The 19,780-nt window shown below is 69.3% G+C and carries 20 protein-coding genes; 10 read left to right on the forward strand and 10 right to left on the reverse strand.

What is annotated here, in order from left to right:
* Window positions 1–373 precede the first annotated feature (373 nt).
* From SSOG_RS45270 to SSOG_RS45280, 3 genes are read left to right on the forward strand one after another with little or no spacing between them, the layout of a single operon-like run.
* Window positions 374–1,705, forward strand: a complete 1,332-nt coding sequence (locus SSOG_RS45270; protein ID WP_009721042.1) for a Rieske 2Fe-2S domain-containing protein — start codon at window positions 374–376, stop codon at window positions 1,703–1,705.
* Between the two features lie 7 nt (window positions 1,706–1,712).
* Window positions 1,713–2,675: a PDR/VanB family oxidoreductase gene (locus SSOG_RS45275; protein ID WP_009721044.1), complete on the forward strand. Its 963-nt coding sequence runs from the start codon at window positions 1,713–1,715 to the stop codon at window positions 2,673–2,675.
* Window positions 2,672–3,094 carry a YybH family protein gene (locus SSOG_RS45280; RefSeq protein WP_039940316.1) on the forward strand — a complete coding sequence of 141 codons (423 nt, stop codon included), beginning with the start codon at window positions 2,672–2,674 and terminating at the stop codon, window positions 3,092–3,094. The genes SSOG_RS45275 and SSOG_RS45280 overlap by 4 nt, the downstream gene beginning before the upstream one ends.
* Before the next feature lie 37 nt (window positions 3,095–3,131).
* On the opposite strand, the gene SSOG_RS45285 is transcribed toward SSOG_RS45280, so the two are convergent.
* Window positions 3,132–3,740: a TetR/AcrR family transcriptional regulator gene (locus SSOG_RS45285; protein ID WP_106516567.1), complete on the reverse strand. Its 609-nt coding sequence runs from the start codon at window positions 3,738–3,740 to the stop codon at window positions 3,132–3,134.
* A gap of 180 nt (window positions 3,741–3,920) precedes the next feature.
* Window positions 3,921–5,114, reverse strand: a complete 1,194-nt coding sequence (locus tag SSOG_RS45290) for an FAD-dependent monooxygenase (RefSeq protein WP_039940318.1) — start codon at window positions 5,112–5,114, stop codon at window positions 3,921–3,923.
* Between the two features lie 136 nt (window positions 5,115–5,250).
* On the opposite strand from SSOG_RS45290, the gene SSOG_RS45295 reads away from it, so the two are divergent.
* Complete coding sequence (locus SSOG_RS45295) at window positions 5,251–6,024, forward strand: IclR family transcriptional regulator (RefSeq protein ID WP_039940320.1); 774 nt, start codon at window positions 5,251–5,253, stop codon at window positions 6,022–6,024.
* Between the two features lie 145 nt (window positions 6,025–6,169).
* A complete protein-coding gene (locus SSOG_RS58815) occupies window positions 6,170–6,289 on the forward strand; it encodes a hypothetical protein (protein WP_245606540.1) in 120 nt (39 codons plus the stop codon).
* Window positions 6,290–6,315: 26 nt separating this feature from the next.
* On the opposite strand, the gene uidA is transcribed toward SSOG_RS58815, so the two are convergent.
* The 4 genes from uidA to SSOG_RS45315 all read right to left on the reverse strand — a co-directional run bounded on the left by uidA (window position 6,316) and on the right by SSOG_RS45315 (window position 11,349).
* Window positions 6,316–8,103, reverse strand: a complete 1,788-nt coding sequence (uidA, locus tag SSOG_RS45300) for a beta-glucuronidase (protein ID WP_039940322.1) — start codon at window positions 8,101–8,103, stop codon at window positions 6,316–6,318.
* A gap of 75 nt (window positions 8,104–8,178) precedes the next feature.
* Entirely contained in the window at window positions 8,179–9,054 is an 876-nt protein-coding gene (locus tag SSOG_RS45305) for a carbohydrate ABC transporter permease (RefSeq protein ID WP_009721051.1), read from the reverse strand.
* Between the two features lies 1 nt (window position 9,055).
* Window positions 9,056–9,877 carry a carbohydrate ABC transporter permease gene (locus SSOG_RS45310; RefSeq protein WP_245606541.1) on the reverse strand — a complete coding sequence of 274 codons (822 nt, stop codon included), beginning with the start codon at window positions 9,875–9,877 and terminating at the stop codon, window positions 9,056–9,058.
* Between the two features lie 128 nt (window positions 9,878–10,005).
* Window positions 10,006–11,349 carry a sugar ABC transporter substrate-binding protein gene (locus SSOG_RS45315; RefSeq protein ID WP_167542556.1) on the reverse strand — a complete coding sequence of 448 codons (1,344 nt, stop codon included), beginning with the start codon at window positions 11,347–11,349 and terminating at the stop codon, window positions 10,006–10,008.
* Between the two features lie 110 nt (window positions 11,350–11,459).
* Here SSOG_RS45315 and SSOG_RS45320 point away from each other — a divergent pair, with 110 nt between their 5' ends.
* Window positions 11,460–12,086: a TetR/AcrR family transcriptional regulator gene (locus SSOG_RS45320; protein WP_009721054.1), complete on the forward strand. Its 627-nt coding sequence runs from the start codon at window positions 11,460–11,462 to the stop codon at window positions 12,084–12,086.
* Window positions 12,087–12,228: 142 nt separating this feature from the next.
* Here SSOG_RS45320 and SSOG_RS45325 read toward each other — a convergent pair whose 3' ends face one another.
* Window positions 12,229–12,993 carry an SDR family NAD(P)-dependent oxidoreductase gene (locus SSOG_RS45325; protein WP_039940323.1) on the reverse strand — a complete coding sequence of 255 codons (765 nt, stop codon included), beginning with the start codon at window positions 12,991–12,993 and terminating at the stop codon, window positions 12,229–12,231.
* Between the two features lie 96 nt (window positions 12,994–13,089).
* Window positions 13,090–14,352, reverse strand: coding sequence for an MFS transporter (locus SSOG_RS45330; protein ID WP_009721056.1), 1,263 nt, complete (start codon window positions 14,350–14,352; stop codon window positions 13,090–13,092).
* 141 nt (window positions 14,353–14,493) lie between these two features.
* On the opposite strand from SSOG_RS45330, the gene SSOG_RS45335 reads away from it, so the two are divergent.
* The gene (locus tag SSOG_RS45335; protein WP_009721057.1) at window positions 14,494–15,057 is read left to right on the forward strand and encodes a TetR/AcrR family transcriptional regulator; all 564 of its coding nucleotides are present in this window, start codon (window positions 14,494–14,496) and stop codon (window positions 15,055–15,057) included.
* A gap of 52 nt (window positions 15,058–15,109) precedes the next feature.
* A complete protein-coding gene (locus SSOG_RS45340) occupies window positions 15,110–16,102 on the forward strand; it encodes a helix-turn-helix domain-containing protein (protein ID WP_009721058.1) in 993 nt (330 codons plus the stop codon).
* A gap of 61 nt (window positions 16,103–16,163) precedes the next feature.
* Here SSOG_RS45340 and SSOG_RS45345 read toward each other — a convergent pair whose 3' ends face one another.
* Together SSOG_RS45345 and SSOG_RS45350 are read right to left on the reverse strand one after the other, a co-directional pair.
* Window positions 16,164–16,688 (reverse strand): flavin reductase family protein, encoded by a 525-nt coding sequence (locus tag SSOG_RS45345; RefSeq protein ID WP_039940325.1) that lies wholly within the window; start codon window positions 16,686–16,688, stop codon window positions 16,164–16,166.
* Complete coding sequence (locus SSOG_RS45350) at window positions 16,688–17,995, reverse strand: acyl-CoA dehydrogenase family protein (RefSeq protein ID WP_050800217.1); 1,308 nt, start codon at window positions 17,993–17,995, stop codon at window positions 16,688–16,690. The genes SSOG_RS45345 and SSOG_RS45350 overlap by 1 nt, the downstream gene beginning before the upstream one ends.
* 484 nt (window positions 17,996–18,479) lie before the next feature.
* Between SSOG_RS45350 and SSOG_RS45355 the strand changes: the two genes are divergently transcribed.
* Window positions 18,480–19,271, forward strand: coding sequence for a GNAT family N-acetyltransferase (locus SSOG_RS45355; protein WP_009721061.1), 792 nt, complete (start codon window positions 18,480–18,482; stop codon window positions 19,269–19,271).
* The gene (gene infA, locus SSOG_RS45360; protein WP_009721062.1) at window positions 19,268–19,492 is read left to right on the forward strand and encodes a translation initiation factor IF-1; all 225 of its coding nucleotides are present in this window, start codon (window positions 19,268–19,270) and stop codon (window positions 19,490–19,492) included. Before SSOG_RS45355 ends, infA begins: the two co-directional genes overlap by 4 nt.
* Window positions 19,493–19,780: the final 288 nt, after the last annotated feature.

Consider the following 19,780-nt stretch of genomic DNA (forward strand, 5'->3'; position numbering starts at 1 on the left):
CCAGACATCATCGTCTCCTTCGGCTGGGTTTCGGCTCCGGAGGAACGCGCGCTGGAGGCGAGGAGCGCGAGGAGGCGCGGGCGGGCCGTCGCTCGCGCGGCGCGTTCCGGGGTGGTGCGATCGCGAGACGGCGGGAGTCCGCGAGCGGCTCGTCGCCTCGGCGCGAAGCCAACGTAACAGGGCGGTCGGCGCCCCGAAAGGGTCTGCAAGTAATTCATCAAAGCAGGTCAGGCGCGTTGACAGTTTTTCATCAGGGCCGTACAACGGAAGGTGCCCGCAGGTTCGCCGCACGATGTCCGGCCCTGCCCGTGGCCTCATTTCGCGCCTCACTTCACGCGTCCGCGCCACCTCAATGCCGAGGAGATGGTTCAGCATGACCGACACCACCGTGACCGATACGCCCGTGGCCGACACGGGAACCGGCTACGGGCGTAAGCCCTCCTCTCACGACGCCCGCCTGACGGAAGTCGGCCCCGGCATGCCGATGGGCGAGGCACTGCGCCGCTACTGGCAGCCGATCGCCAGTTCCACCGCGCTCACCAGCGACGTTCCGCACCGTGCCCGCCTCCTGGGCGAGGATCTGATCGTCTTCCGGGACGGCCGGGGCCGCCCCGGCGTCGTCTTCGAACGGTGTGCGCACCGCGGCAGCAGCCTCTTCTACGGCCGTATCGAGGAGGACGGCATCCGCTGCTGCTACCACGGCTGGAAGTTCGACGTGCGGGGCCACTGCCTGGAACAGGCATGTGAACTCGACGGCGGCCGCCGCCGCAACCTCGCCCGCCAGCCGTGGTATCCGGTGGAGGAGCGGTACGGTCTGGTCTTCGTCTACATGGGCCCGCCCGAGCACAAGCCCCCGCTGCCGCGCTTCGACAGCCTGGAGCCCCTCGGGGAGGGCGAGAACCACTACACCAGCTGGACGGTCCCCGGCACCGAGGTCATCGGCATGGAACAGGACTACAACTGGCTCCAGCTGTACGAGAACGCCGTCGACCCCGTGCACGCCTCGTGGCTCCATTCCACACACAGCGGGTTCCAGTTCCAGGGGACCGGCACCACCGGCTTCCCCGAGCACTTCTACGACGCGAGCACCGTCGCCGAGCGCGTCACCTACCACCGCACCGATCACGGCGTGAAGTACGTGCAGCGCTACCAGGACACGAAGGGCCCCGACGGGGCTCCGGTGGACATCGACTGGTCGGTGGAGCTCCACCTGCCGAACATCATCGCCCTGCCCGACTTCGTCCGGGTGACCCCCGACGCCCGGCACGACATGCTGATCTGGGTCGTCCCCGCCGACGACACCCACCACCGGCTGGTCTTCTCCATCCGCGCCGCCGACCCGGCCCGGCTCGAATCCTTCGTCTTCGGCATCAGGCAGAACGGCAAGGACAACTGGGAGATGACCGACGAGGAGCGGCGGCGCTTCCCCGGCGACTACGAGGCCCAGCAGTCCCAGGGCGACATCACCCAGCACTCCGAGGAGACCCTGGCCCCGTCCGACCGCGGGGTGGTCATGCTCCGGCGCATGCTGCGCACGATGATCGACGACGTCGAGGCGGGGCGGAAACCGCTCGGCGTCGGTGCCCCGGGCGAGCCGGTCCGCCACGTGGAAGCCGGTGCCTTCATCCGGCGGGAGCCGGGGGACGAGGCCCCGAAACCGGCCGGTGCGGACGAAGCTGCCACGCCGACGGCGGCAGGGGCGTGACCGAGGCGTGAGCACCACCTGGACGGACGCGGTCGTCGTGGCCCGGTACGACGCCACGCCGAGAATCGCGGTCTTCGACCTCGCCCGGGCCGACGGCGGCGAGCTGTGGGAGTACGAATCCGGCGCGCACATCGACGTACAAGTCGGCGAGGCGGGACTGGTCCGCCAGTACTCCCTGTGCGGGCCTCCGGGCGTCCGCGAGCAGTACCGGCTCGCGGTGCTCAACGAGCCCGCCTCGCGCGGCGGTTCACAAGCCATGCACACCCTCGCCGAGGGCGACACGCTACGGATCGGCGCGCCGAGGAACCGCTTCGGTCTGACGCCCGCGAGACATCACCTGCTTCTCGCGGGCGGCATCGGCATCACCCCGCTGCTGTCGATGGCACAGACCCTCGACGCCACCGGCGGCGACTACCACCTGCACTACTGTGCCCGCAGCCGGACCGACGCCGCCTTCGTCCCCGAGCTGGAGCACCATCCACGGGCCACCCTCCACTTCGACGACCAGGAGCCGGAGCAACTCCTCGACCTGGGGCGCGACCTGGGGGAACCCGCCCCCGACACCGCAGCCTACGTCTGCGGCCCCGGCGGTTTCATGGACTACGCGCTGGGCCGGGCGGCCGAGCTGGGATGGCCCGCCTCCGCCCTGCACACCGAGCGCTTCAGCGCGTCGACGGCCGCCACCGAGACCGGCGGGGGAGGGGAGGGCGGATTCACGGTGCGTCTGTCCTCGACGGGAGCGGAGTACCTCGTCCCCGAGGACCAGAGCGTCCTCGACGTCCTCCTGGCGAACGGGGTCGAGGCCCCCTCCTCGTGCGGGCAGGGCATCTGCGGCGAGTGCGTCGTACGGGTGCGCGTCGGCGAGCCCGATCACCGAGACGACGTCCTGACCGACGACGAGCGTGCCGAGGGCCTGTTCACCCCGTGCTCGTCGCGGTCGAGGTCCCCGATCCTGGAGCTGGAACTGTGACCACCTCATCGACAGCGGCGACCGGCAGCCCCACCGCCCCGGCCACGGTCGAGGACGCCGAGGCCGCCTGGCTCGCGGCACAGACACTCCCGGACCCGGAGCAGAGCCTGCGTGCCCTGATGCGCCCCGACTGCGTCATCGTGCACGCGCCGGCGGGTCATATTCACGGTGTGGACGACTGGCTGCGGTACGCGGCACGCCTGGGCCGGACCAGCCAGGTGGACACCTACGACGTGACCGTCCAGCGGTTCGGCACCACGGCCGTGGTCAGCTGTCTTCAGGAGATGCGCGTGGCCTTCGTGCCCGAGCTGACTCCCTTCGTCATCCAGGCCGCCGTCAGCCGGGTCTGGGTGACGGACGCATCGGGCGGCTGGCAGATGGCGCACCTACAGATGGCCCGGCGGCTTCCACCGGGCTGAGCGCCCGTGCTCCCGCCGGCCGGGAGCACGGCCACCGTCACTCCTCGGGCTCGCCGTCCTCCGCCGCGCCGTTCACCGCTCCATCCTTCACCGGCGCTTCGGCGAGCGCGGAAATGATCCGGGCCACCTGCTCGGAGTAGTGGTCGATGAACTCCTGCGACGCGGGGTCCTGCTGGGTGAACTCGCGCGCGATCCAGGGCAGGGCCACCGGGGCGATGGAGGCCGCGAAGAAGGCGAGGGACACCGCCCCGACGTCGAGGTCACCGCGGAACTCGCCACGCGCCTGCCGCGCGCGCAGCTCCTGAACACTCTTGAGCAGCTCGACGGCCCGATCGTCCTCCGCGGGCGGCGGCGTACCGGGCTCTTCTCGCGTCAGCGTACGGACCCACCCCGGATCCTCACAGGCCATGTAGACGTAGCGGCGCACCGCCTCGGCGTAGGGGAGAGTGTGGCCGACCGGCATGGCGGTCTCCAGCCACTGCTCGCTCAGCGCCTCGTACAGCCCGCGTTTGCTCCCGAAGTAGTAGGTGATCAACTGATGGCTGACACCGGCCGCCTCCGCGATGCGGACCACCCGGGCCCCGTCGAAACCATGGGTGCCGAACTCCGTGCCGGCCGCGGCCAGAATGGCCCGCCGCGTGCCCACGGGGTCCCGCCGACGACCGGGATCATCGGGGCGCCTCCGGCGCTGCTGCCTGCCGGACGGTGCCGCCGACTTTCCTGATGCCGTCTCCTCCGCTGTCACACGGACGACCTTACAACCGACATCCGCAGTGCCTGATGCCGAAGGACCGGGAGCCGTCACATGTCTGCTGAAGTCCCCTGGTCAGGAGATGAACGCCGCCTCGGCGTCGTGGCCGTAGATCCAGCCGTTGCCCACCAGGGGGTCGGACCCGGCGAGCGCCGTGTCGCGCGCCTCTTGCCCGGGGCCGTCGGGCAGGTGGTTGACGTCCCGGCGGGCGTGGCTGGCCTGCTGAAGCCGTGTGGTGCGTTCGGTCCGTGCCGACTCGTACCGCTTCAGCGCCTGTTCGGGGTCGTCCACGGACCCGGCCAGGCAGCGCGCCAGCACCGCGGCGTCCTCGATGGACTGGGCCGCACCCTGGGCGAAGAAGGGGAACATGGGGTGCGCGGCGTCACCGAGCAGCGTGATCTTCCCCCGGCTCCAGTGCCGCAGGGGTGCCCGGTCCAGCAGCGCCCAGCGGCCGGGGACGCCACCGCCCGCGATGAGGTCCGTCACCCGCGGGTCCCAGCCGGCGAACTCGGCGTGAAACTCCTCGACCGTGGCCGTCGCGCTCCAGGACTCGTCGAGGTTGTCCTCGGCAGGGGCGGCGGCGAACACGTTGACGGCCTGCCCGCCTGCGATCGGGTAGTGCACGAAGTGCCGACCGGGGCCGAGCCAGAGGGTCTGGGCGGGGCGCAGAGCGAAGTCGGGCGCGTGCTGGGCGGGCACGATGGTACGGAAGGCGCAAAGGCCGGAGTACTCCGGCGGCGCGGGCTCGGCCACCGTGTCGCGGACGACGGAATGCACGCCGTCGGCGCCGATGACGACGTCGGCCTCGACCTGGCTGCCGTCGGCGAAGCGCAGCAGCGCGCCGTCCGGGGCCGCGGCGACCGAGGTGCAGCGTGCGCCCAGACGGATCCACTCGCCGGGCACGGCCGTCCTGACGGTGTCGAGCAGATCGGCCCGGTGAACGACATAGGTGCGCTCGCCGTAGAGCCGCTCGCACACACCGCTCAGGTTCTCCACCGAGAGCACGCTCCCGTCGGCCCAGCGACGGAACTCCCAGCCCCACTCGAGCGGCACGGCCCGGCGCAGGAACCGGTCCATGGTGTCGAGGCGGCGCAGCAGCCGTACGGCGTTGGGAGCCACGACGATTCCGGCGCCGACCTCGGTGAGGGCGGGTGCCTGCTCGTAGACGGTGGCGGTCAGTCCCGCGCGGCGCAGGAAGGCGGCGGCTGCCAGGCCGCCGATGCCACCCCCGATGATGGCGATCCGCGGGCCGTGCACAAGGTCGGGCATGGAGCCACTCCTCAGCCTCGATGGCGAACGTCCTGGTGAGACCTCGATCCTCACCGATGTGCCGCACCACCGGGACCAGCTATGTTCATTCAACGGACGTCCACTTTCGGCGGCCCCCACGGGAAGCGGAGGTCTGATGCCCCGTACGAGCCAGCCCGGACGCAGCGTGAGTGCGCGGCTGTTCGATGTTCTCTTCGCGTTCCGGCCCGGCCGGTCCCGGCTCACCCTCGCCGACCTGACCCGTGAGACGGGGCTGCCCCATGCCACCGCGCGCCGACTGACGCTGGAACTCGTCGAAGCCGGGGCGCTGGACCGGGCACCGGACGGCTCCTTCAGCGTCGGCCTCCGGCTGTGGCAACTGGGCACCCTGGCGCCGCTGAGCGTTCCGCTGCGCACCATCGCGCTCCCTTTCATGGACGACCTGCACACGGCGCTGCGCCAGCACGTACAGCTCGCGGTACTGGAGGGCACCGAGGCGGTTCTCGTCGAGCGGCTGTCGGCGGGCAACGCGGTGGACGTCGTGTCGAAGATCGGCGGGAGGCTGCCGCTGCACTGCTCCGGCGTGGGCAAGGTACTGCTCGCCCACGCCGGGCCCGAGCTGATGGAGCAGGTCATCGCGCAGGGGCTTGAGGCATACACCGACCGCACCGTCACCGCTCCGGCGCGGCTGCGGGCGCTGCTGGCCGAGTGCCGCGAGACCGGCGTGGCCTTCGTCCGCCAGGAAAGGACACCGGGGGTCGAGTCAGTGGCCACCCGCGTCATCGACGCCGACGGCGAGGTCGTCGCGGCCCTGTCGGTCGTCGTAGGCGCCGGGTCGGTCGATCTCCGGACGGTACGTCCGGCGGTCATCGCCTCCGGGCTGGCCGTGTCCCGCAGACTGGGGTGGCGTCCATCGGCCGGAGTCCGCTAGAGCCGCTTGCCCGAGCGGGTGCGGGGCGCGATGCACCGGCATCATGCCTCCACGGCCGGGCAGGCCATCCAGAACGTCCAAGCCGACCGTGTGCCCGAGGAGCAGCGCAGCCGTTCCGGCACGCCGCATCGGCGATGTCGAGGACGTGGCCGACGTCATCGCCTTCCTGGCCCGGCCCGAGTCGAGCTACCTGACCGGTGCGACGTACGACGTCAACGGCGGGTCGCACATCCATTGGCGGGGCGTCGGCCGGCGACGCTCGTAGACAGACCCGCGCGGCAGCACCCGATGTCAGTCGGCCTTGCGCCAGCGGGAGCGCAGGTTGAACGCGGCGGTCTTCGGGCGGCGTTCCCGTGTGAAGATGCCCTTCTTGTTGCCGTCGACGCGGAAGACGCCCGGGGCGGTGGCGAAGTCGGCGAAGTGCCAGATCTGCTCGCCCACCACCGCGTCGATCCGGTCGAAGACCCGGTGGTACACGTCGAGCAGATCGGCCTGGTATTCCTCGGTCCACGGAGTGGGCACGGTGCTGCGCAGCCCAGGGTAGGTGTCGGCGCCGTATTCGGTGATGACGATGGGCTTGTCGTGCTGCTCCGCCCACTGCCGCAGTTCGGCCTCCAGCGCGGTCTCGGCGGTTTCGAGGTCGCCGGGGCCGACGTACCAGCCGTAGTAGCGATTGAGCAGGACGACGTCGAAGAGGTCCGTGACCTGGCATTGGTCCGGCCGTGCGAGCAACGCGTTGACGTAGGCGACGGGCCGGGTCGGGTCCAGGCGGCGGGCCTCGGCGGCCAGCGGGGTGAAGTAGTCACGTGCTTCCGGCTGGACGTGGTCGGGTTCGTTCGCGATGCTCCACAGCACGACGCTGGGATGGTTCTTGTCGCGCGCCACGAGCTCCCGGATCGCCTGGAGGTGGGTGCGCTGGGTGTCCTCGCTGATGGTGTCGGGGGAGAACGTGGACACCCGCTCACCGGAGTTGAAGATGCCTCCGCCGATGTTGAGGTTGAGGCCGACCGCGGCGGTTTCGTCGATCACGACCACACCGTGCCGGTCGGCATAGTCGAGGACTTCCTCCGCGTAGGGGTAGTGCGAGGTCCGGAAGGAGTTCGCGCCGATCCAGTCCAGGAGGGCGAAGTCGTGCACCATCAGCACGTCGTCGTGGCCCTTGCCGCGGATCGCCGCGTCCTCGTGCTTGCCGAACCCCTTGAAGTAGAAGGGGGTTCCGTTGATCAGGAACTGGTTGCCGCGTACCTCCACGGTGCGCACGCCGACAGGCTGGCGGTAGCTGTCGATGACGTCCCCGGCGGTGTTCAGCAGCGTGGCTTCGAGCGCGTAGAGGTAGCCGTCGCCGGGTGCCCAGGGGTGCACGTCGGGCACCCGCAGAGTGCCGGCCGCACCCGTGGCCGCGGCCACTTCGGCGCCCGAGGCGTCGAACAGCGCGATACGGACCGAGTCCGCCTCTCCGGTGCTGTCCACCTGGTAGCCGACCACGCCGGTGGTGTCCTCGAAGGCGGTGGTCACCGTGATGTCGCTGATGTGGGCTGTGGGGGTGGTGTAGAGCCAGACCGGTCGGTGCAGGCCCGCGTAGTTGAAGAAGTCGTGGAAGTACCGCTGCACCCGGCGGCCGTCGGGGCGCTCCTCGATACGGCCGGGCGGGATCGACTCCCAGGTCAGTTCGTTGTTGACCACGATGGTGACGCGGTTGTCGGCTCCCGGCCGTAGGTGTTCGGTGACGTCGGCCTCGAAGGGGGTGTAGCCGCCTTCGTGCGCGGCGACCTTGGTGTCGTTGACCCAGGCGGTGGCACGGTGCGTCGCGGCGTCACACCGCAGGACGACGCGTTCCCCTGCCCACCGGGCCGGCACCCGGACGCTCGTCTGGTACCAGGCGTCGCCGACGTGGTCGCGGACTGCCGCATCGGGGAAGATGTCGTTGTAACTGGCCGGTACCGGCATGTCCACCGCCGCTGCGAGGGGCGAGCGCCACCAGCCTTCGGCGCGGCCGGCTCCCTCCGCGTCCAGGCGGAACTTCCACAGGCCGCCCAGTGAGCGGCGTTCGCGGGTGGGACCGTCCTGCGGACGAAGCATTGTCAGTTCTCCTGTTCTCCGCGTGGTGGTCACGCGGTGGTCGAGGCCATGTGCGTGTCATGAAGGGACCGCGTCCTATTTGATGCCGGTGTTGGCGATTCCCTGAATGAAGTGCTTCTGGAGGGCGAGGAAGAGCAGGATGATGGGAGTGACGACGGTTACCGCGCCGGCGAGCAGCAGTCCGTAGTTGGTGCTGTTGGCGCCCACGGAGAACAAGGCGAGCGCGACGGGCAGGGTGTAGTGTTCCTCGGTCTGAGAAATCACCAGTGGCCACAGGAAGTTGTTCCACTGCGCGAGGAACGTCAGGATCGCCAGTGTCGCCAGAGAGGGTCGGCAGAGCGGAAGAATCACCCGGAGGAAGATCCGTGCTTCTCCCGCACCGTCGAGCCGAGCCGCTTCGACGAGTGAATCCGGGATGTCCCGGATGAACTGGCGCATGAGGAATACGCCGAGTGGTGTCACCAGGAAGGGGAGGATCAGTCCGAGATAGGTGTTGCTCAGGCCCATGTTGCTGACGAGGACGAAGAGCGGCACGAAGGTGGTGACACCTGGAATGATCAGCATCGTGAGGACGAGGCCGAACAGGAAGCGTTTTCCCAAGAATTCGATCTTCGCGAAGGCGTATCCCGCCATCGAGCAGAACAGCAGATTTCCCGCGACGCAGGCCAGGGCGACCAGTGTGCTGTTGAGGAAGTACAGCTCGAAGTTCTGCTTGGACAGGAGCTGTTCGAAGTTGGCGAGGGTCGGGGACTGGGGGAGCCAGGTGCTCGGATGCGCGACGATTTCCCCCGTTGGCTTGACCGACCCCAGGAACATCCATGCGAAGGGTGCCAGCGTCGCGACGATGCCCGCGGTCAAGGCGGCGTAGAGCGTGAGGCGGGCGGGTGGGGTGCGGCGGTGTGTGCTGAGGTCGAGGCCGGTCTGAGTCGTGCTTGTGGTCGTGGTCGTCATGTCAGGCTTTCGCTCGGAAGATTCGGAATTGAACGAAGCTGAGCAGCGCGATCGCGGTCACCAGCACGTAGGAGGCGGCGGAGGCCATGCCGTAGTTGCCGAACCCGAATTGCTGGTAGGCGTAGTAACTGATCGATGTCGTGCTGTCCAGCGGGCCGCCACTCGTCATCACGAACGGTTCTTCGAAGAACTGGAGGTAACTGATGCTCAGGAGTACGGCGACAACCAGCGTGGTCGGCCTGAGCAGCGGAAGGGTGATGCTCCGGAAGGCGCGCCAGCGCGTAGCGCCGTCCACGCGCGCCGCCTCATGCAGTTCGGCGGGCACTGACTGCAACCCTGCCAGGAAGATCACCATGGGGATGCCGAAGTGCCGCCATACCGCCATCAGGATGAGCGCGGGCATCGACCAATCCGGGTCGTTCAACCAGTCCGGCCCCTTAATCCCTATGCCAGCGAGGGCGGCATTGATCATGCCGTCCGGCTGGTAGAGGTACCTCCACACCACCGCGACCGCGACAATGCTCGTCACTACCGGAGCGAAGTACGCGACGCGGAATATTCCCTTCGCCCGCTGAATTCCGGAATTGAGTGCGACGGCGAGAGAGAGGGCGATCACCATCGTCAGAGGGATTCCGATGGCGACGAAGTAGAGCGTATTGAAAACCGCGCGGACGAAGGTTGGATCCCCGAACAACGCGGTGTAGTTGTCAAGGCCGACGAAGTTCACACTGAATGGTGTTCGTGCGTCGCGGCTCGTGATGTCCGTGACGCTCATCGACAGGGAGGAGAAGACCGGCCAGACTCCGAACGTGGCGAACAGCACAATGAATGGTGAGCAGAAGGCCCATGCGACCAGGGTGCGCCGGACGCTTCCTGGCGCGCCCCCGGGAGGTGCCGTCCGGCGCGGCTCAGCGGCTCGGTCCGGCGGGGCTTTTACGACGGTGGGGGAGGTCATCGCCGGTTTCCGGTTCCGATCGTCGACGCTTTCGCCTGGAGTCGCCGCAAAGCAGACTCAGGTGATGAGACGCCCTTGGCGACCTTCTCGATCTCGGCATCCATTTCCGCGGTGACCTGCTTCCACGTCGTGGTATTCGGTCCCGGCTGTGCTGTCTTGAGTTGGGCCCGGAACACGGCCATGGAAGCGTCGGTCGCGAGTTTCCCCTCGGTCCAGGCCGACTGGACAGCGGGAAGATCCCCGGACAGGTCGTACCATGCCTTCTGACTGTCAGGCCGGGCCATCCACCGGATGAACTTCCATGCGCCCTCACGGTTCTTGGCGTCCTTGAACACCGCCCAGTGTCCGCCGCCGATGTAGCTGGTATTGGACTTCGGGCCCGTCGGGAGCGGCGCGACCCCCACCTTGTCGTCGACGAAGGACTGTCCGCCGGCAGATTTCAGCAGACCTTGCTCCCATGGGCCGGAAATGAGTGCGGCAGTGGACCCGGCAACGAACTTTGGTTCAATCTCTCCGAGGCTCATCGGGCCGTTCGGGCTCGTGGTCTTCGAGGCGATGAACGATCGGTAAAATTGCAGTCCTTTGAGTGCCTCTGGTGTGTCGAAGGTGAACTTGCCCCCGTCCTTGTTCACGAGCCGGGCTCCGGCCTGCCACATGAACGGCAGCACGCTTTGCCAGCTCTGCGCCGCGCCGGTGGGCAGGGAGAGGCCCCACTTGGCGCCTTGCCGTTGGAGGGCCTTGAGGAAGGGGCGGTACTCGTCCCAGGTTTTCGGCGCGGACACACCTGCGGCCCGCGCCATGTCCTTGCGGTAGAAGAGGGAGCGGGTTTCCACATACCAGGGGACGCCGTACGTGGCTCCCTCGAAGGCGGTGCTCTTGACGGCACCGCGGTAGAAGATCGAGTCGTCGACAAGTTTCGGCGGGACTTGTTCCAGTCCACCTGTGGTCGCGAACGCCGCGAGGTCCGCGGTACCCACCAGGGTGGCATCAGGGGTGTCTCCGGATGCGATCGCCGTTTCGACCTTTTTCCCGTAGTCCTGCCAGGGAACCGCGGTGACCCGCACCTTCGCTTCGGGATTCGCCTTCTCGAAGCGCGCGGCCAGCTTGGGCAGCAGTTCGCCCTCCGTTCCCATCGCCCACACGGTGATGTCGCCGCTGGCCCGCGACGTGTCGATCGGAGGGCCTTTGTCGGTCTGTCCCTGCTTGGCGTCCGTGCGGCCGCAACCGGTCAGAACCAGGGCGGCGGTCAAACCGCCAACGAGTGTCTTCGCGATCTTTGATGTGAACATCGTCGTCCAGTCCCTCTCCACCTGATGGATGCGCGAGCGCTTCTTCAGCACGTCGTGGTGTGGGTGAGCGAGACCGTACATCGAAAACCGAACAGGTGCCATAGTTTCGGCGAGGTGAACTCCGGCTCTGATAGGCGGGGCACCGCCATAGGGTTGACGCCATGACCGAAGAGATGAGCGCTCGTCCAGCCGCCCGGCGGGGCCCGTACGCCAAGAGCGCGCGCCGCCGGGCCGAGATCGTCAGCTCCGCGACATCCGTCTTCGCGGCGCGCGGCTACCGAGGCGGCTCTCTGCGGGAGATCGCGAAGCAGATCGATCTCAGTCTGACCAGCGTGGTGCACCACTTTCCCACCAAGAGCGCACTCCTCGTGGCCGTCCTCGAGCGCGCCGATGCCGCGAGCATCGAGTCCTTCGAGTCGGACACCCGCACGAAGGGTGTGGCGAGCGCTGTTCTTCGATACGTTCGCCGCAATCTCGAACGGCCTGAGATGCTGCGGCTCCTTGCCCTCATGGCCGCGGAATCCTCAGCTCCGGACCATCCCGCTCATGAGTGGTTCCGTGACAGGTACGAGAGGGTCATCGCCGGTATCGCGATCGCCGTCCGTCGTGACCAGGACGAGGGCCGTATCTCCAACAGCAGGACTCCCAGGGACATCGCGGAGTCCCTCGTCGCCCTCTGGGACGGACTCCAGCTCCAGTGGCTCATCGACCCGCGCCGCGACCTTGTCGCCGGGGTGACGGCCGCGCTCGAGGACCTGCTGGGCATCCAGAACGCCCTCGACGCCTGATCCGCGCTGTCGCCCTGTGCCGAACCATGCCCGGGCTCGACGGCAATGTGCCAACCCGCTTGCCCAGCGCGATGTGCTCGCGATCGGGCTGACGGGGTGGCCTGCGGGGTGGGGGCACTGGCGCTACTCGAGGGCAGGGGAATCAGTGGGGGTACAGGCCGCCGTCGAGGGTGATCACCTTGTTGGTGAGGTAGCCGTTGGTGACCATCGAGGTGGCCATCGCGGCGACTTCGTCGGGGGTTCCGAGGCGTCCTACGGGGATGGGTGCGGGCAGGCGGCCGCCCTCGCCTGCGTCGCCGGGCAGGATCCGGGTGCCTCCGATGAGCGCGGGGGCGAGGGAGTTGACCGTGACACCGGCATCGGCGACCCCGGCGGCCAGGGAATGGGTCAGCCCGTGGAGGGCGGCCTTGCTGGCGGCGTAGTGCGGACCCATGATGCCGCCGTTGAGGGCCGCGATCGAGGAGATGAACAGGATCCGGCCCCAGCCGCGCTCGACCATTCCGGGCAGTACGGCCTGGGTCATGAGGAAGGGCGCGCGCACGTTGACGGCCATGGTGGCGTCCCAGGTGTCGACGTTGATGTCGGTCCAGGCCAGCCGCTTCCCGATGCCCGCTCCCGCGATGAGCAGGTCGACGGGGCCGAGATCGTGCGAGGCGCGCTCCACCAGGCCGGTGGCGGCCGTCGCCTGGCTCAGGTCTGCCTGGAGGGTGACGGCGCGGCCGGGGCCGTGGAGCGTGTTGATCCGCGTGGCGGTTTCCTCGGCCTCCTGGCCGTGATGGCCGTAGGCGAGAGCGATCCGGGTGCCCGCGTCCGCGAGGCGCAGGGCGATGGCTGTTCCGATGCCGCCGGAGCCTCCGGTGATCAGGGCGGTGCGACCGGCGAGCGGGGTGGGGGCGGTGTCGTTCATGGCGTGCGTCTTTCTCGGGGTCGGTTCAGAGGGTGGTGGTGCCGGGGACCGGCAGACCGCCCTCGACGTACTGGGCACGTCCGCCGGTGAGGGAGGTCAGCGTGAGCTGGAGGCGGTCGGTTGCAATCCGGCCGCTGGAGCGTCGGCGGCGTCGGGTCGCTTGCGGCCACCGACGAGAATCGCGGCGAGCGACGCCGCCACGGCGAGCGCGATGAGCGCGCACACGGCCACCCAGCCGAACCGGTCGAAGGCGCGGGCACCGAGCCACGACCCGACGCTCCCGCCGAGGAACGAGCAGGTCATGTACCCCGTGTTGAGGCGGCTGCGGAATTCGGCACGCAGGGCGAAGATGCGGGACTGGTTGGCGACCTGACCGCACTGCACCGCCACGTCGATCAGCAGCAGCCCGGCGGCCAGCGCGATGATCCCGCCGATGCCGCCCAGCGCACCGACGGCCAGGACAGCCGCCGCGGCGAGCCCGCCCACGGTGCACCACAGATTGACGCGATCGGGGCCGTACCGGTCGACCCAGGCCCCGGCCGCGGGGGCGAAGAACATGCTGCCCGCGCCGACCAGCGCGAGGATGCCCACGGCCTGTGTGCCCATGTCGTAGCGCGGTCCGGTGATCAGCAGGGCGACGGCGGTCCATGCCGCGCTGAACCCTCCGAAGACGGTGACCTGGAAGAGCACCGAACGGCGCAGCTCCTTCTCCGTACGCAGCATGCGCAGGGTGTCGGCGAGCAGTGCCGGATAGCGGTCACGGACAGCTGGAGTGGTCGTGGGCAGGACGAATCCCAGAGCGACGGCGAGCAGCGCGGTGAGGACGGCGGCGAGCAGATAGGGGGCGCGCCAGCCCAGCTGCTCGCCCAGCACGCCGCTGAAGGTGCGCGCCAGCAGGATGCCGCCGATGAGCCCGGACTGAAGCGTGCCGATCACGCTGCCGCGCCGCGCGGGCTCGACCAGCCCGGCCGCCATGGGCAGCAGGATCTGCGGGACCACGGTGGCCAGGCCGACCAGGGTGCCCGCGGCGAGCAGGAGACCGGTGGCCGGGGCGAGACCGGCGGCCAGCAGAGCCAGGCTGGTCACCGCGAGCAGCACGGTGATCAACGGGCGGCGCGGCAGCCGGTCCCCGAGCGGGACCAGCAGGAAGATCCCGGCCGCGTATCCGAGCTGCGTCAGCGTCGCGAGGGTCGCGGCCGTGGCCGGGGAGACGCCGAAGCTCTGCGCGATGAGCGGGGTGATGGCCTGCGGGAAGTACGCGTTGGCCACGGTGACACCGCAGGCCACGGCCATGAGGAGGGGCAGTCTGCGGCCGAGGCCCGCCGGTGCGGGCACGGTGGCTGATGTGTTCCGGGACATGACGACCGAGGGCTCCTGTCGACTGTCGAGGGGCGGCCGGTGTGCCGCTTATTTCAAACGAACCAGATGGTTCGAACATCTACGCAGCGTCGCACGCGGTTGCGCGTAGGGTCAAACGAACCAGTTCGTTACCATGGACGCATGGCTTATGACTCCGCGGCGACCAAAGAGCGCATCATCACGGCCGCCACCGCCGAGTTCGCGGCGCACGGCGTAGCGGGCGCTCGCGTCGACCGCATCGCCACCGCGGCCAAGGCCAACAAGCGCGCCCTCTACGACTACTTCGGCGACAAGAACAAGCTCTTCGCCGTCGTGCTGGAGCGCCGCCTCGCCGAGCTGGCCGAGGCCGTCCCGCCGTCGGAGGACCTGCCCGGCTATGCCGAGCAGCTCTTCGACTACCACCGGACCCACCCCGAGGCCCTGCGCCTGGTGATGTGGGAGGCCCTGGAGGCGGGCGAGGGGCCTGTCCCCGCGGAGGAGGAGCGCACTCTGCACTACGGGGACAAGGTGGCCGCCGCGCAGGCCGGGGATCCGGACGACGACGCCCGGGCCCGCGTGTTCTTCACCCTCGCCCTCGCGAGCTGGAGCGTCGCCATGCCGCAACTGCGGCGCATGGTGCTCGGCCCCGACTTCGGCATGGACGAGCTCCGACAGGAGATCGCTCGTACGGTGGCGTCATTCCCTGCGAACACCTCGCGCCGCTGATGTCCCGCACCGACGGGCGAACTCTGCCATCGATTCGAAGCGGGAGGCCGCATTGGGCACGGCGCCCTTGTCCGACGCTCGATTGATCCGCTTCTCCACCGCGGGTATTCCCGAGCCGGACCGGGTGGCGTCCTGGGAGGCCCACAACACCGCCTCGGTGGCGCCGCTGCGGTGCCGCGCCCTGGAGTCCGGCTTCCACGCCTCCCGGGTCCGCACGACGATCGGCGCGCTCGACGTCCTGCGGACGATCGCGACATCGCACGTGATCGAGCGCGACGCCGGGCTCGTACGCGACCATCCTGTCGACCAGGTGGCGGTGCACATGATCCTGCGCGGTGAGTCCGCGTTCTGCACCAGCGACGGTGTCCTCACACTGCGCCCGGGGCAGGTTCTCCTCCGCGGCGACCAGCCGTTCCTGCACGGCTACACCGGTGACCTGCACGACCTGGTGGTCGGGGTGCCGCGCTCCCTGTATGCCGAATTCACCCACGGGACACCGCCGTCCCGGCCCCAGGTCATCGACACCGACGGCCCTTCAGGAGCTTGCGTGGCCGCTCTCGGGCGCCTGCTCGACGGGGCCGTCCGGTCGGAGACGTTCCCGAGGCCGGACGACGCGACGGTGCTGGAACTGCTGGCAGTGCTGATCTCCGGACGGCGTGTGCCCCTGTCCGCGAGCGCCCACTACGCCGCCGCCCGTGAGGTGGTCGAGCGCCATCTGCACGACCCGGGGCTGAGCGCGACGTCCATCGCGGCACGGATCGGCATCAGCGAGCGTCACCTCTCCCGGGTGTTCGCCGCCCAGGACACGACCGTGCCGCAGTTCGTGCGCGCTCTGCGGCTGGACCGCGCCCACCGGATGCTGGCGACATCCGGAGGACGTGAGCGCCTCACGGTGGCCGAGGTCGCCCACCGGTGCGGTTTCGCCTCCGCGTCGCATTTCTCGACGAGCTTCGCCAAACGCTTCGGCATGCGTCCCACGGACCTCGCTCGGCAGGCCCGCGGCATGACCGCCGTCACGGCCGAGGGCGCGCGCCGAGCGGGATGACACGGAACCGGCCCGGTAGTCGGCTACCGGGCCGGTGCCCTGACCTTCGCGCCTCAGGTGTTCAGGACTGCTGGGCGCCCGCGGACAGGGCTCCGAACGAGCCGCGGAAGAACAGCAGGGGAGCGGCGTCCGGGTGGCCTGCCGGCGCCACCACACGGCCCACGGCCAACAGGTGGTCGCCGATCGGATACTCCTCGACCAGGTCGCACTCGACATGGCCCACTGTGCCGTCGAGCAGGGGAGCGCCGGTGACCTCGCGACGCCACCCCACCCCCGTGAACTTGTCGCCGCCGCTGCGGGCGAACGCCGTGGCGAGTTCGGCCTGGTCCTCGGCGAGGATGTTGACCGCGAACCGGCCGGCCTCCCGGATCGTCGGGTAGCTCTTGGAGGTGACCGTTACAGCGAACGCCACCAGCGGCGGGTCCAGCGACAGGCTCATGAAGGACTGGCAGGTCAGGCCGGTCGGACGGCCGTCGAGCGAGGCGGTGACGATCGTGATGCCGGAGCAGAACCTGCCGAGCACATCACGGAATCGGGCCGTATCGAAGTCGGGGGTGGCATCGGGGGCGGTGAGCCCGGTCTTCATCAGGCACCCGCCTTCGCCGTGTCGCCGTTCACGGCGGCGGACCCGGTGTCGGCCGCGGTCCGGAGCTGGCGCGCGGCCTCCAACTCGGCGGCAGCGAAACGACGGTTCATGAGGTCTCGCGTCATCGTGGCGGGGTGGGTGCGGTAGGCGCTGAAGTCCCTCCAGTAGCGCTCGGTACGGGACTCCTGGCGGAGCGCGCTCGATCCGCCGGTGCGGACCAGGAGGTCCATCGCCTCGGTGGCGTAGCGTCCGCCTTGCGCGCACAGGTTCGTCAGGCGCAGGTCGTCGGCCGGGCCGAACTCCGCCTCGCCCCTCGCCTCGCGCTCACAGAGGTCGTGATACAGCTCGCCCACCTGTTGCAGCACCGCCGCGGCGGCGTCGAGCAGGGAGCACGCCTCGCCGTACCACTGCTGGTACTGGGCGTCGTCCGCGCGCAGCCCGTGCGGGCTCCACATCGGCTTCTTCTCCAGCAGCGCCGACCGGTACTCGTCGAGCATGGCGCGACCGATGCCGGTCGCGACGGCGAGAGTCTCGCCGAAGAAGAAGCCCGTGAGACGCCCCGCGTACATCGGGTTGCCGTGCAGAGCCATGCCGACGGGCTCGGCCCACATGTGGTCCTGCCCCTCGGCCTCGCGCACATTGCCTCGTGGCACCACGGCGTTCTCCATGCGGATGGAGGGCGAGCCGCTGCCCCGCAGGCCGATGCCGTCACCCCAGTCGTCGAGCACCGTGTAGCACGACCGCGGCACCACGGCTATGCCGAAGCGGGGCGTGCCGTCCTCGCCGGGCGGCAACGCGACGCTGCCGAGCGCGTGGGTCGAGTACGGAGCCCCCGAGTTGTAACTCCAGGTGCCCGTCAGCTCCCAGCCGTCGGCGTGGGGAACCGCGCGGACCGACGGGACGACGCGGTGCGGCGCGATGAAGTGTCCGTCCTTGCCCATCGCCTCGGCCTGGGCCTCAGGACCGAACTGCGAGCAGAACGCGAGCGCATGCCCCGAGCCGAGGGCCAGACACCAGCCCGTGGAGGGGCAGCCCCGGGCGATCTCGACGATCACCCGGTAGAACTCGGACACCCGCAGCTCGTAGCCGCCGAAGGTCCGGGGCTGGAGCATGCGGTAGAAGCCGTCCCGCTGGAAGATTTCGTGGGTCTCCTGCGAGTAGTACGTCCGCCGCTCCGTCGCCTCCTGCTCGGAGCGGAGGTGATCACGCAGGTCGCGGGCCCGCCGCACGAAGTCGTCGACGGTGAGGCCGGGTTCGGGCCGGGCCAGCACGTGGCCCATCGGACGAAGGTCGTCAACGGTGGTCATCATCGCTCCTTGTTCTCGCCACATGTCCCGCCTGCCGTACCTGCACATGGCGGGGCCGCCGGGCGGGCGGCAACGCGTGGGGCTCCGTGGCCGCGCGAATCCCGGTACGGACGAGTCTCAGCGCGTCGGCGCGCACCCGGCGAAGGATCGGGCCGAACACGGCGGAAACGCGAAGAGATGGCGGATCGGCACCTGCAAAGAGCACACGGGAGCCCCTCCGTTATCGGGGGCTGGTTCGGGCCGGTGGATGCCGCGCGGCCGGTTCCCGCTGGAGCTGGAGCTGGAGCTTGGGTACGGCGGAAATGCTTTGAGCGAGGCGCCACCCCGCTGCTACGTTCGCGGTGGACCGTGCAGTCGTCGTAGGGAGGTGAGGCCCGTGAACACAGTCACCCATGGGTGCTCCCTCACCCCGTCACGGTCCGGCGGCTGACGTTCGGTGTCGCCAGGAGCGCCTGAGATCGAGGCACTCCTGAAGGAGACTCCGATGAACACGAAGCCTTTCAGATCCGGCCTGAGCGAGAACGCGGTGATGGTCACGCGCGTCGCGGACAGGCAATGGCATGCGCTGGATGACGACCTGGTGGTCGGCCGCGGACATGCGCAGCACCGGCCCGACGGACGCTTGTTCGTCAGCATCGACGCCTGGCACGACGCCACCTTCGACCGGCTCGCCGAGGCGATGCTGGCGCAACTGCCGGCGCCGCTGTACACGGTGGTCGACGAAGCCGACGTCGAGCTGACGGCCCGTTGGCGGCGGGCCGGTTTCACGATCCGGCGCCGCGAGTGGGAGTACGTCGTGCCGACCGACCCGCGGGTCACGGGGCTCGATGCAGTCCTGCCGCCTTCGGGTGTGACGATCGTGCCCGCCGGTCAGGCGGACGAGAGTCTGCTGCGGGCGGTGGACCGCGCGATCCGTGACGAAGTCGAGGCGACCGTCGGGTGGCAGTCGATGCCCGCGGAGGTGATTCCCCGCCCCGAAGGCGACACCATCGTCGACCCGTCGAAGTACGCGGTGGCCGCGTCGGCGGACCGCTACCTGGGTCTGATCCGGGTGGTGACGGTGAACCGGCCGCGCATCGGGCTGGTCGCGGTCCGGGCCGGCGAGCAGCGCCGCGGCATCGCGCGGGCGCTGCCGGCCCACGCGCTGGGGACGCTGCACCGCGCCGGGTCCGCCGCGGCCTGGACCGAAGTCCACGAGGCCAACCAGGCGGCCTCGGCGCTGTTCGAGGGCATCGGCGCCCGGCCGATGAGCAGCAACCTGGAGCTGGTGCGATGACGAAGAACAAGAATGTCATCGAAGTCGAGGGCAAGGTCGTCGAGTGCCTGCGCAGCGCCATGTTCATCGTGGAGCTCGAGAACGGCCACCGGGTGCTCGCGCACATCAGCGGGAAGATCCGCAAGAACTACATCAAGATCGTGCTGGAAGACCGGGTGCTGGTGGAGCTCCCGCCGTACGACCTGACGCGCGGCCGGATCGTGTTCCGGTACCGGAACTAGCGGCGGTCGGCACCTTCGACGGCAGCTGATCCTGGGGCCCGGCCACGGCGTTTCCGTGACCGGGGTCCGCTGACATCTCGTCACCCCCGGAGAGTCCGAAATCAGCTGGGCGGTGGAAGGAATCCGCCATGCGAGATGGGTCCGAGAAATCGTTGACGAGGGCTGTGCGCGCTGCCATCCTGCTTGGCGTGAGCCAATCCGAGAATTTCGCCGTGCGCCTGCACGTCGATCTGCGACGCCAGGCCAGCGCCATCTGTGCCGCCGGTCGCTGAGCCATTCGTGCTCGGC

The organism is Streptomyces himastatinicus ATCC 53653 (genome assembly GCF_000158915.1).
Taxonomy (GTDB): Bacteria; Actinomycetota; Actinomycetes; order Streptomycetales; family Streptomycetaceae; genus Streptomyces; species Streptomyces himastatinicus.